The organism is Clostridium sp. DL1XJH146, assembly GCF_054819755.1.
On sequence record NZ_JBTVVN010000068.1, the window covers coordinates 1 to 13617 of the forward strand.

A 13617-nucleotide genomic window follows, 5' to 3' on the forward strand; every position below is an offset into this window, starting at 1 on the left:
TAGAATTTTCTGAAATTTAAAACGATAAATTTAAGCTTACTACAGCTATAAAATAAATTTGCTCGTTAGAGCTGATTGGTCCTATATAATATTGCATAATCCTTATAATTATATTCACCATTACTAACTTTTTTTTGAATCTCCTTGCAAATATAATCAGCTTCACTATTTTCATTTATTCCACTAAACACTTGTATATCATTACCATTACTATTATTTTTATACCAATCCATTCTCTTATTATTTCTTTTTATATTATTCTTGATTAAAAAATTAGCACTATTAATTACCGTTTGCGGACATCTATAATTTATAGTCAAAAAATATTTATTACTATTAAAAAATAGTCCATCAAAATTAACCATATACTCAGGTTTTGATCCTCTAAAACCATAAATGCACTGGTCTTCATCCCCCACTGCAAATATATAATTATTTTCACTACTTAATAACCTTAATATTTCTACTTGTATGTCATCACAATCTTGAAACTCGTCAACTAAAATATATCTAAAAACCCTTCTATATTTCATAAGTATATTTTTATTATTTAAAAACAAATCTCTCACATTTATTTGTAGATCTTCAAAGTCTAACAAACTCTTTTTTTTCTTATATTCTTCATAAGCCTCAAAGCATTTGATAAATACATCTTTGCTTATATGTGTTTTATACATTTCCATATCTAAACTAGACTTTTTATATGAAGAAATATCATTTATAATAGTTCTAATCTCTTCATCATTAGTCTCTTCTTTTACTTGCGATAGTATTCCTTTTATAATATTATAGCTTTCATAACTTTGTATAATATTCACTCTACCTATTTCTCTCTGTAGAATTTTATAAAACAAGGCATGAAAAGTACCAAAGAAAGGGGTTACCTCCTTTTTGTTACTTTTTATAAATCTCTTTTTCATATTCATAGCTGCAGCTTTTGTAAAAGTTATAACTATAATATTCCCTGGAGAAATTTTATAGTTATTAATAAGTTCTATGATTCTATTTTCTTCTATATTATTTGTCTTTACTTTTTTTTCTAAAGTATTATTTTGATTATACTGTTTCATAATGTCCAAAATAATATTATCTAAATTGCTTGGTTTCAAATTTGTTTTATATATCTGTCCAAAATTAACTAAGTAATCCACTCTATTCAATAAGGTTGTTGTTTTACCTGACCCTGGACATGCAATGATGCAAGAATTCAAGTTACTAGACAAAACTGCTTTTATTTGCTTTTCGTTTAAATTCTTATATCTATTTTCAATTAGTTTATCTCTTTCACTATAGTATTCATCTATTAAGTTTATTTTTTGCATTTAATTCACTCTCCATATCAACTTGTATATTTTACCATATCATTGTTAATTTTTCAATATCTTATACATTTATTATTGTTTTTACAACTCTAATTTCAAATCTAAGATTATTTTTTATTGTATTATTCACCTTAGCGTATTAAAATAAATATATCAATTATAGTGTTTCCAACTCGTCTAATATTTTATATATGTAGAAAGATCATAAATTTATCGGTATTTTGTACATATATAAATTAATTTTCATATCGGATACTCTATATATTACTATACATAGTAGAGGGGTTTCAAAAATGAATAATGAAAACTTTATTAAGAATTCAAGAAATTTAACTATGCTTGTTGATTTTTACGAGCTGACTATGGCTAACGGATACTTAGATAATAACGTTGGAAATAAAATAGCATATTTTGATATGTTTTTCAGAAGGGTTCCTGACGGTGGTGGCTATTGTATAATGGCAGGTGTACAACAACTTATTGAATATTTATCAAACCTTAGCTTTACAGAAGATGATATTTCATACTTAAAAAGCAAAAATTTATTTTCACAGAGTTTTTTAGATTATATTTCAAATTTTAAATTTGAATGTGACGTTTGGGCTATCCCTGAAGGTAATCCAGTATTCCCAGGAGAACCACTTGTTTCTGTTAAAGGACCAATTATTCAGGCTCAATTTATAGAAACAATGGTTTTATTAACAATTAATCATCAAACTCTTATTGCAACAAAATCAAATAGAATTTGTAAAGCAGCGCAAGGTAGACCTGTTATGGAATTTGGTTCTAGGCGTGCTCAGGGTTATGATGGTGCTATTTATGGTTCTAGAGCAGCTATAATAGGTGGATGTTCGGCTACAGCTTGTACCATTGCTGATCAAATGTTTAATACTCCTGCTGTAGGAACTATGGCACATAGTTGGATTCAATTATTCCATTCAGAATATGAATCGTTTAAAGCTTGGGCTAATACATACCCTAACAATTGTACCTTACTAGTAGATACTTACAACGTACTTAAATCAGGAGTACCCAATGCTATCAGAGTTTTTGATGAAATACTAAAGCCTCTTGGCATAAGACCAAAAGGTATAAGAATTGATAGTGGAGATATTACTTATCTTACTAAAAAATGTAGAACTATGCTCGATGAGGCAGGATATGAAGATGTAAAAATAGTTATTTCAAACTCTTTAGATGAGCATATAATAACGAACGTATTAAGTCATGGCGCCAAAATAGATTCCTTTGGAGTAGGTGAAAGATTAATTACAGCAAAATCAGAACCTGTTTTTGGTGGTGTATATAAATTAGTAGCTATTGAAGATGAATTTGGAAATATAATTCCTAAAATTAAAATTAGCGAAAATGCTGAAAAAATTACAAATCCAGGTTTTAAAAAGATTTATAGACTATTTGATAAAGATACTGATAAAGCTATTGCAGATTTAATCACCTTAAATAACGAAGAAATCGATGATACAAAACCTTTAGAAATATTTAATCCAATTCACACATGGAAGAAGAAAAAACTTAATAAATATTATGTTAAAAATCTACATGTTAAAATATTCGAAAAAGGAAAACCAATTTATAATAGTCCAAAGGTACTTGATATACAAAATTTTGCTAAAGTAGAAGTTGAAAAGCTATGGGATGAAGTTGTTAGATTCGAAAATCCACACACATACTATATAGATCTTTCTGAAGACTTATGGAATTTAAAACACAGTATGCTTAATAAATATAGTGAGATATATTAGTAGAGCAATGCACAATGCACAATGTACAATGTACAATGTACAATTAATGATGATTTTCCTCCCGATGGTCGGAAAATCTTTAACTTAATTAAAAGAGTCTAATTTCCTTCGGAAATTAGACTCTTTTGAACATTAATTCTTCAATTCTTCAATTCTTCAATTCTTCAATTCTTCAATTTCTAAATGTTTTAATGTTTTAATGTTTTAATGTTTTAATGTTTTAATAAATTGTAGAATTTTTTTAGCTTCGCTAAAAAAATTCATCCACAATTGTGCATTGTGCATTGTGCATTGTGCATTATTCTTTCTTCATTGTTCTTTTGAAATCAATTCATCTTCATCAATTTATCTAGGTAAACCAAATCTTTGTAAGTAATATCCTCATCATTATTGAATCTATAGAAATAATTTTTTTTAGACAACTCTAAAAAAGGACAACACACTTTATTTCCTTGAAGCTCATAAAACGGACAGTTTGAAAAACACTGGACTTTTTCTTTAGAATCAGTTAAAAATGGACATATCAACTCAAATCATGCTCCCTTCAAATTGTGCTAACAAAAGAATTTACTAACCTTATTATATTACAAATTATTCCATTTTTAAATACCCCTCCTAATATTTTTTTGTTTTTTCATTAAAAAATATTTTTTTATTTTTAGGGAATACTATTTATGAACAGTTGACTTGGGAGTGATATTATGTTCGTTACTAGTATTTCAATTGCTTTTCTTTTCTTAGGAGTTTTTATCATTTCACTAGGTTTTTCACTTTATTTTAAGCTTTTAGTAATCAACACAAAACCTGGGAATATGAAAAGAGACAAAATCATAGGAAATATGAAAGATCCTATTACATGGCGCAAGAAAAACAACTATATGTCCTACGTATCTATCTTTTGGTCTGCAATTTCATTAGGTCTATTTATATATTTCAAATATTTTTATAAAGCTGGATTGATTAATTTAATCTATATCTTTATATATATTGGAATTGTTACAATTTCTATACTTTCATTAGGCAAAGTACACAAGAATAAATCTAAATACTAATAAAAAATCCAAGGAAACTTTAAAATTTCCTTGGATTTTTTATTAACTTATTAAATCACCAAAAGTAAGTTGAACTATAATCAACTATAATTATTTTTTTTAATGCTATTATCTACACACCTCTGATTAACTTCATAATTATATATAGTTCTACCTAAATTAGCCAAAAAAGGCATACCCTCATCATAATAATTATATTTACCATCATTCAAAATATCATTATTATTACAATAAATAACAGCAGTAAGAAGAAAATCTACTCCCTTTTCCTCATCTACAATATATGCATTGTCTATTAAAAAGCCATAAGCACATCCAATTTTATTATATATTTTAATGTTTTCAGGTATTTTTTCATCAGTATCTCCATACATAAAATATTTCACATAACTATCTTTATACTCATATTTAGGAGCATCACATTTTGATGGTAATGTAGACAGATATTCTTTTAAAAATAAATAATCATCACTCTCTAAATTAAATCTTTTATTCTCATCAATGTCTTCCGGGAAAAATACAGCTAATAATAAATTCTGCAAACATTCTACTGACATATAATTTGATTTTGAAAAATTTTTGGGACTAGAAATCAACTTTCCTCCTGAATAATATCCCTTTCCTATCTGTAAATTCTTTAAATTTCTATTTAAGTATGCTTCATTATTATATTGCATTTCTTGATTTAGAATTAATTTCCCATCTTTATAAAAATAAATAGGATTCGTATATCTATTTTCCTCATATCCTACTGCATTTCCTAATCTATGAATTACTAAAGCATTATCATATCCCTTTTGCCAAAGAGTCTCATTATAATACTTTTGACCTAAAAACTCATATAACCTATCAAAACTATTGTTATCACTAACCACTAAAATTTTTCTAATATAAGAAGCTATACTTGGTAATCTACTTTCTGTAGTCCAATCTTTAGTATCCTCACTTTGACTGCTTCTTCCTTTTTTGATCATTAAATCAGTATATTTATTGACCCCTTCTATTCCTAAATTATTTAGTTTTTCTAGTGCTAGTAGACATGAAGATAATTTTACAGAACTCGCTGGATAAAAATATTTTTCTGGATCAACATTATAATAGTGAGAAGTAAACTTCGTCTTTTCTTCGTCATTCCTATCTATTGCTGTATATAATATTTGAATTTGATATTTATCCTGGCCGTCAATGTATTTCCCATAAAACTCTCTATTCTGTTCCATTAATTTCTTTACTAGATTCTTTTCGTCGAGTTCATACTCTTCATAGTTTTCTCCTGCAATTGCTATAACAGAAAAAATATTAACCATAATAACTAAGATAATTAGGATAATTAAAGGTACATTAAAATTTAAAATACTTTTTTTCATTTGTAACTACTCCCTTAAAAAGCTCTAAATTTGTTTTACACTTCTAATATACCCTTAATGATAAATTTAATTATCCTAAAAATTTAATTTTTTAACTAAAATTACTCTTTTTCATAGTTTTGTATTATTTTTATAAATTCTCTAATTATTCTAGCTGTAAAACCCCAGATTGTATAATCTTCAAATTTGTAAAAATATTCTTTTACTTTCACCTTTCTAAATTTATAATCCTTACCATTTTGTATTAAATCAAAAGGAAAGTTTTCCGGAAAATTTGGTTCATATATCATTTCATACTTTTCTGCAGTTGTTTCTATAAAAAAATTCAGAGGAACTTCAAAAACATGGTCTACTTCGTCTAAGCTAGGGTTATTGATTTCTCCTAAAAGCTCACTAATAAAAATATATATTATAGAACTATCCTGTATTATATAAGAACCCATTTCACTCAAATAGCTAATCTCTTTTTCTTTAACGTTCAATTCCTCTATTGTCTCTCTTAGAGCTGCATCTCTAGGAGTTTCTCCTATTTCTACCCTCCCCCCTGGGAAACTAATATCACCAGGTTGACTATTTAATTTTAACGATCTTTTTTCTAAAACTATATATATTTCATCTTCTCTTTTCTTAAGTAAAATATTAACAGCATTTATCCTTCTAAAATTTATATTCTCTGCCTTTCTTTCATTAAAAATTTTCTTTATTTCCTCCATACTTACCCTCCATTCTTTAGTAACAAAATCATCCCTAATTTCACACTTCATATTATGTTGTAATTATCTTAATTTTTTATGAAGAAACTTACTGATTGTTGTAATGCCTTTACAATTATATTATACTAAATAAGACATAAATTTAAAAATGGGAGCGATGAAATTTGAAAAGAAAATTAGCAATACTATTAACTTCGATTATGTTAGTATTATCATTACCTATAAATGCAATGGCTACAAATAGCGACCAACCTGAAATTATAGGTACATCAGCCTTAGTTATAGATGTAGAAACTGGAGAAATAATTTATGCAAAAGATCTCGATGCTAAAAATTATCCTGCTAGTATAACAAAATTACTTACAGGTCTACTACTAGCTGAAAATGCTGAAAAAGTTGATACCATTCCATATACAAAAATGGCATCTGAACAAAACCCTTACTCATTGTATAATATTCCTAATATATATATTAATCAGGGTGATACAATGAGCGCAGAAAATGTTATGAAGGCTCTACTTATATATTCAGCAAATGATTCTGCTTATATGGCTGCAAATTTTATAAGTAACAACGATTATGAACAATATAAAACTACTATGAATGAAAAACTATCTGAACTTGGTATGAGTAATTCTAACTTTGTAACTGCAGATGGATACCACGATGATGACCATTACACAACTGCTTATGACTTAAGCTTACTTATTAGAGCTGCTAATGAAAACACTTGGATGAACGAAGTATTGAAAACAAAAGAAACTAAAATTACTTTAGACAATGGAACTACTGCTAATATTGAAAATAGAAATAAATTAATAGGAGAAACATTAGATTCTGGTGCTATATGTATAGCTGGTAAAACTGGATATACTAGTGATGCCGGAAGATGTTTAGCTGCTATTTTTGAGAAAGACGGAAGAAAACTAGCTGGAGTTGTACTTCAATCACAATATTATCCAGATGATACATATGTATTTGATGATATGGAAAAAATAATTAATTGGAGTTACAATGCTGAAAAAACAACTTTAGCAAAAGACTCAATTAATTACGTTGAAAATACTGAAGTTAGTACAATAACCCTTAAATATAAACCTTTCAATTTTTTTGGTTTTCAAAAAGAAATTGAAGTACCATTAGTGATTAAAGACGCTGTAAATTATTATCAGAATGAAATCAATGATACTGAAATAGGCACTACTCTAAAAGCTGAAAATATCGATGCTTGGAAGTTAAATGAAGATGAACCTGTTGGTACCCTTGAAGTATCTCAAAGAGAAGCTAAAAATTCCTACAATATATATCCGACTATATCTACAAAAGATATCATTAGCCAAAATAAGTTCATTTATATAGGTACTATTTTAGTATTATTAGTATTCATATTATTACTAATTAGATTTGTTAATATGGCTAGGAGAAAAAAAACTAGAGGTCGAAACAAATACGGATATTAGAAGAGCAATGCACAATTGTCGATGATTTCCTCATTCTTCGGAAATCTTTGATTGTAAAATTTAAAACCGAATAATATAATAAAGGCTTATTTTGCTTAGCAAAATAAGCCTTTATTATATTCATGATTTTCTAAAATAATTAGTAAATTTAATTTAATCATAAATTATAAAACCAAGTTAAATAAAATATTAACAAAATTAAAAAAATTTTTAGTTAAATTATTGACAAACTAAAATTCATATTGTATTATTTAATTATCAACATATTCGAATATATGAATATATTAATATTATGAATGAAGGTGAATTTATGGATTACAATTTAAAAAATTATGAGGAATACGCTGAAATTCTAAAGGCTTTAGCTCATCCCACACGACTTTGCATTGTGCGAGGCTTAATCCAAAAGGGAAGTTGTAATGTAAATACTATGCACGATTGTCTAGAAGTGCCTCAGCCTACGGTATCAAGGCATCTTAATCAACTTAAAAAAGCAGGAATTATAGATAGCGACAGAAAAGGTATTGAAGTTTTTTACTTTATAAAAAATGATAAAGTAAAAAAAATTATTGAAATTCTTTTTGAAAGAACCGTTTCAAATAAATAATTATTTTTTAAGATATATGAGTCGTTAAGTTTAAGGTTAATTAAAATTTCGGGAGGTTTTACTATGTCAAAAAAAATACTAATAGTTGGTGGAGTTGCAGGTGGAGCATCAGCTGCTGCTAGATTAAAAAGACTTGATGAAGAAGCAGAAGTTGTTATTTTCGAAAGAGGCGAATATATTTCCTTCGCAAACTGTGGATTACCCTACTATATAGGAGATACTATAAAAGAAAGAGAAAATCTTTTAGTTTCTACTCCTAAAGATATGAAAGATAAATTTAATATTGATGTTAGGATAAATAGTGAAGTAACTAAAGTAGATGCAGATAAAAAAGAAATAACTATTCAAGATAATAAAAAATTATATACAGAAAAATATGATTACTTAATTTTATCACCTGGTGCAAAGCCAATAAAACCACCTATCCCCGGTATTGATGGAGATAAAATATTCTCACTGAGAAATATGAATGATACTGATAGAATTAAAGAGTATGTTACTACGAAAACTGTAAAAGATGCTGTTGTAATCGGTGGAGGTTTCATCGGAATAGAAATGGCTGAGAACCTAAAAGAAATCGGCGTAAATGTTACACTTGTTGAAGCAGCACCTCACATACTTGCTCCATTTGATTCTGATATGGTAACTATTGCTGAAAATGAATTAAATGAAAATGGTGTTTCCCTTGTATTAAACAATGCTGTGAAATCTTTTACTAATAGTGATGAAGACACTGTAGTTCTTTTAAATGATGGTACAAAATTAAGAGCTGATATGGTAATTCTAGCTATAGGTGTAACCCCTGATGTTAATTTCGTAAAAAATACAGCCTTAGAATTTGGACCTAGAGGCCATATAATTGTTAATGATAGAATGCAAACAAATTTAAAAGATATATATGCTGTTGGGGATGCAATTGAAATAGTTGATTTTGTTAATAAAAACAAAACAGCAATCCCTCTTGCAGGACCTGCAAACAAACAAGGTAGAATTGCAGCTGATAATATATGTGGATTAGATAAAACATTCAAAGGATCTCAAGGAACTTCAATACTAAAAGTATTTGACTTAACTTGTGCGTCAACTGGTAACAACGAAAGAACTTTAACTAGAAACGGTATTGAATTTAAAACTATATATATACTTCCTCAAAGTCATGCATCATACTACCCTGGAGCTACTCCTATTACACTCAAATTAATATTCGCCCCTGATGGCAAAGTTTTAGGTGCACAAGCTATTGGATACAATGGTGTTGCAAAGAGAATTGATGACATAGCTATCGTAATAAGACTTGGTGGAACAATTTATGATTTAACTGAATTAGAGTTAGCTTATGCGCCTCCTTATTCTTCAGCAAAAGATCCTGTTAATATGGCTGGTTTCTATGCTGAAAACGTACTTGAAGGAAGATCAACACCAGTATTACCTAGAGAGATAGATTCTAGAGATAAAGATAACGTTGTTTTACTTGATGTTAGGGTTGACCTTGAAGTAGAAGGCGGCATTATCGATGGCTCTATTAATATACCACTTCAACAATTAAGAGAAAGAATTAGTGAACTTGAAAAGTACAAAGATAAAGAAATATGGACATATTGTCAAGTTGGTTTAAGAGGATATATCGCAGAACAAATATTAATAGCAAATGGCTTTAAAGTTAAAAACATTACTGGAGGTTATAAAGTATATATGGCAGGAAAATTTGTACCATCTATTGTATCATCAGATAAGGCTACTTCAAATAATACTATAGCAAAAGATAATGTTACTGTTAAAAATCTTGATGCTTGTGGTTTAAGTTGCCCAGGCCCACTTATGAGAGTTAAAGGTTCCATGGATGAATTAGAATCAGGAGATCAACTAATTGTTACAGCTTCTGACCCAGGATTTTATAAAGATATAGAAGCTTGGTGTAAAAGAACAAATAACAAATTAGTAGATATTGAGAAAGATAAAGGTATTATTACAGCTTGTCTTCAAAAGGGCTGCGAAGAAGAAAAAGAAGCAGCAGCAACTTCATTAGTAGAAGTAAAGGATAATAAAACTATGGTAGTATTCAGTGGCGATTTAGATAAAGCAATTGCTTCATTCATTATCGCAAACGGAGCTGCTTCAATGGGTAAAAAAGTTACAATGTTCTTTACTTTCTGGGGTATCAATATCCTTAGAAAAAATGAGCATGTATCTGTTAAAAAGAACTTTGTTGAAAAAATGTTTGGTATGATGATGCCAAGAGGAAGTAAAAAACTTGGATTATCAACAATGAATATGGGCGGTATGGGTGCTAAAATGATAAGAGGCATCATGAAACAACATAATGTTGAATCTCTTGAGGAATTAATGAAAGCAGCAATGGATAACGGTGTTGAAATCATCGCTTGCCAAATGTCTATGGAACTTTTAGGACTTCAAAAAGAAGAATTAATTGACGGCGTTCAAATCGGCGGAGTTGGCTATTACTTAGGCGAAGCAGAAGATTCTAACGTAAACTTATTTATCTAAAACATCTAAAAAACTCATCCTTTATTGGGATGAGTTTTTTAGATTATACGAAATTAAATAACTTAAATAAAATACGCAAATCCATTTTTCTACCTCCTATTAATTTTCATCTTCATATAAAATTTTTATCATTTCTACAAGTTCCTTAAAATCAAGTCCAAGGATTTTGCTTTCATTTTTTAATATAGATTTTTTAATTTGTTCTGATATTTACTCATATATAGGTTTATCTGATGAATTGGAAAGTAATTTTATTATTAAAAAAACTAAAAAAACAAAGGCAATACGCTAAACGCATTGCCTTTGTTTCATGAATTTATATATAATTCTATATTTAATATCTCTCTAAAGTAATTTTTCTCAAATAAACCATTGATATTGCGAAAATAATTATACCAATTGCTAACACAAAAATCATATCAATTTGCATATATGATAACAGCCCTGGTAGTACTAATGTGCCAAACAGATTATAAAAAATATGAATAAGAATAGTTGCCACAATAGAGTCTGTCCACAAATAAACAATAGCAAGGACTATAGCTAAAATAAATGTATATATTGTTTGAAGCGAATTCCCATGTATTAACCCGAATACCATGGCTTGCAATATTATAGCTAAATAGATATTCATTTTTTCTTTGTATTTATTAAAAATAATTCCTCTAAGCATTACTTCTTCTATAAAAGGTGCAAACAATATTATCCCAATAACCCCAAATATACTGGTCATAGCACCCTCGTAAGAATCAGATATCCCAGAATACTCTGGAAAAATACTAATTCCAAATTGAACTAAACATAAAAGAATAATTGATATACCTAAAGTAACTACTATTATTAATATACTCTCATTTAATGTTATTTTATTAAACTTACAATACTTCACTAAATTTTGACCTTTAGCCTTAAATATTAGATAAAATAATACAAAAGTAACTAAAGCTATAATAGGCGTAAGATTCATATTATAATTAAATAACAATTGATTAAAACTCTCTTCTGATATATTTCTGTCCATCAATAACGCAATACTTGCTACCATAAGAATACTTGTGCTCACAGCATAATAAATAAATAAATATTTTATAGTCTCCCATACTAACCCAAATACTTTCTTCATCAAAGACCTCTCTTTACTATTATTATTGGATATTCCCTTTTACTTAGCTTGCTCATTAACTCTAGAATAACTTTTATAATTCTTAATGCACAATCTTAAGTACAATGCACAATGCATAATTCTCAATGCACAATTATCAATGCACAATGCACAATTAATGATAATTTTCTTCTCTTTGGTCAGAAAATCTTTATTCTTTTAATTAATTATAGAAATTTTTTAGCTCTGCTAAAAAATTTCCTCCTTAATTGTGCATTGTGCATCGTGCATTGTGCATTATCTTTAAAAGTGCATTATCTTTAAAAGTGCCTTATCTTTAAAAGTGCATTGTCTTTTATAAATTATATCTTGTTAAAATCTCTTGAATAAACTGTCCATTTTCATAAAACAGTTCTCCATCTGCATATATCTTTCCTTCTTCTCTCATATCACAAAGCATATCCCAGTGAATGGTTGATCTATTAAGTCCACCTGCTTCTGGCATAGAATCTCCTATTGCTAAATGAACAGTTCCCCCTATTTTCTCATCAAATAACATATTTCTAGTGAATTTTTGAATTCCATAATTTGTTCCTATGGCAACTTCTCCAAATCTAGAAGACCCTTCATCTATTTTCAGAAGACTATGTAGTAAATCTTCACCCTTTTTAGCTAACGCTTTTACAACTAAGCCATCTTTCACTTCAAGTCTTATTCCTTCAATCTCTTTTCCAAAATATATTCCAGGGAAGGAGAAAGAAATATGTCCATTTACTCCATCTTCTACAGGTGAAGTAAATATTTCACCATCAGGGAAGTTTGCTTTACCATCACAGTTTATCCACTTTCTACCATCAATATTAACTGTTAGATCAGTATCTTTTGATATAATATGCAGTTTCTTTTTGCCATCTAAATATTTTACCCATCTTTCTTGCTCTGCACTTATTCTCTTCCATTCAGCAATAGGGTCTTCTTTGTCTAAAAGCCCAGCTCCATAAACAAAATCTTCATACTCTGATAAACTCATAGAAGCTTCTTGTGCATCTGCTTGAGTAGGAAATTGAGTACCACACCATCTCATAGAACCATCGCCTGTTTTGCTAGAATATATCTTTCTCCAACTAGAGGCCCCTTTAGAATTTAAAGCTATTTTTTCAGAATCAATATTAGAATTTGCTTTTGTATTAGTTGTTCCCCATGCTGTAAGCCAAACGTCAGCCTTTTCCATAGCATATTTTTGTATGAAATCCTCTTGCTGTAGCTGCTCTGCTGAAGAATTTTTCAATTTCTCATAACCAACTTGACCTGACTTTATTATAGTCTCTACATGTGCTCCTGTTTCTATTGCGGCTTTAACCACCTCTACCATCCATGGCTCTGCAATAGAATCACTTTGTACTAAAACAAAATCATCTTTCTTAACTTCAGCTGAATAATTCACTAAAAGTTTTGCTAATTTTTTTAATCTTATGTCTGTCATCTTTTATATCTCCCCTTCTTATTTAAAACAAATTTGCAATGTTCAATGTGCAATTTGCAATTAAAACATTAAGATCTTAAACCTTAAAACCTTGAACCTTTAAGACCTTAAACCTCCAAGTTATAAAACACACTAAAATATGCACCCAGTAATAATTTTGTTCTTATGTTTTAATTCTCTGTGTTTTAATTCTCTGTGTTTTAATTCTCTGTGTTTTAATTCTCTGTGTTTTAATTCTCTGTG

Annotated in this window: 11 protein-coding genes; 5 read left to right on the plus strand and 6 right to left on the minus strand. The window is 28.5% G+C overall.

What is annotated here, in order from left to right:
• Positions 1-65: 65 nt before the first annotated feature.
• Positions 66-1322 (minus strand): ATP-dependent helicase, encoded by a 1257-nt coding sequence (locus tag ACVHXK_RS17890; protein WP_461207773.1) that lies wholly within the window; start codon positions 1320-1322, stop codon positions 66-68.
• A 293-nt stretch (positions 1323-1615) separates the two neighbouring features.
• Between ACVHXK_RS17890 and ACVHXK_RS17895 the strand changes: the two genes are divergently transcribed.
• Positions 1616-3085 (plus strand): nicotinate phosphoribosyltransferase, encoded by a 1470-nt coding sequence (locus ACVHXK_RS17895; RefSeq protein WP_461207774.1) that lies wholly within the window; start codon positions 1616-1618, stop codon positions 3083-3085.
• A gap of 326 nt (positions 3086-3411) precedes the next feature.
• On the opposite strand, the gene ACVHXK_RS17900 is transcribed toward ACVHXK_RS17895, so the two are convergent.
• A complete protein-coding gene (locus tag ACVHXK_RS17900) occupies positions 3412-3612 on the minus strand; it encodes a hypothetical protein (protein ID WP_461207775.1) in 201 nt (66 codons plus the stop codon).
• Positions 3613-3786: 174 nt separating this feature from the next.
• Here ACVHXK_RS17900 and ACVHXK_RS17905 point away from each other — a divergent pair, with 174 nt between their 5' ends.
• On the plus strand, positions 3787-4137 hold the full coding sequence (locus tag ACVHXK_RS17905; protein ID WP_461207776.1) for a hypothetical protein: 351 nt from the start codon (positions 3787-3789) through the stop codon (positions 4135-4137).
• A gap of 80 nt (positions 4138-4217) precedes the next feature.
• Here the strand turns inward: ACVHXK_RS17905 and ACVHXK_RS17910 are convergent, their stop codons facing one another.
• Both ACVHXK_RS17910 and ACVHXK_RS17915 read right to left on the minus strand, forming a co-directional pair.
• Positions 4218-5504, minus strand: coding sequence for a serine hydrolase (locus ACVHXK_RS17910; protein WP_461207777.1), 1287 nt, complete (start codon positions 5502-5504; stop codon positions 4218-4220).
• Positions 5505-5605: 101 nt separating this feature from the next.
• On the minus strand, positions 5606-6217 hold the full coding sequence (locus ACVHXK_RS17915; protein ID WP_461207778.1) for an NUDIX hydrolase: 612 nt from the start codon (positions 6215-6217) through the stop codon (positions 5606-5608).
• A gap of 164 nt (positions 6218-6381) precedes the next feature.
• Here ACVHXK_RS17915 and ACVHXK_RS17920 point away from each other — a divergent pair, with 164 nt between their 5' ends.
• The 3 genes from ACVHXK_RS17920 (at position 6382) to ACVHXK_RS17930 (ending at position 10789) form a co-directional block, all read left to right on the plus strand.
• Entirely contained in the window at positions 6382-7677 is a 1296-nt protein-coding gene (locus ACVHXK_RS17920) for a D-alanyl-D-alanine carboxypeptidase family protein (protein ID WP_461207779.1), read from the plus strand.
• Between the two features lie 310 nt (positions 7678-7987).
• Positions 7988-8284, plus strand: a complete 297-nt coding sequence (locus ACVHXK_RS17925; protein ID WP_461207780.1) for an ArsR/SmtB family transcription factor — start codon at positions 7988-7990, stop codon at positions 8282-8284.
• Between the two features lie 63 nt (positions 8285-8347).
• Entirely contained in the window at positions 8348-10789 is a 2442-nt protein-coding gene (locus ACVHXK_RS17930) for a DsrE/DsrF/DrsH-like family protein (protein ID WP_461207781.1), read from the plus strand.
• Between the two features lie 334 nt (positions 10790-11123).
• Here ACVHXK_RS17930 and ACVHXK_RS17935 read toward each other — a convergent pair whose 3' ends face one another.
• Both ACVHXK_RS17935 and ACVHXK_RS17940 read right to left on the minus strand, forming a co-directional pair.
• Complete coding sequence (locus ACVHXK_RS17935; RefSeq protein ID WP_461207782.1) at positions 11124-11912, minus strand: lysostaphin resistance A-like protein; 789 nt, start codon at positions 11910-11912, stop codon at positions 11124-11126.
• A gap of 334 nt (positions 11913-12246) precedes the next feature.
• Positions 12247-13374: an aminopeptidase gene (locus ACVHXK_RS17940; protein ID WP_461207783.1), complete on the minus strand. Its 1128-nt coding sequence runs from the start codon at positions 13372-13374 to the stop codon at positions 12247-12249.
• Positions 13375-13617 lie beyond the last annotated feature (243 nt).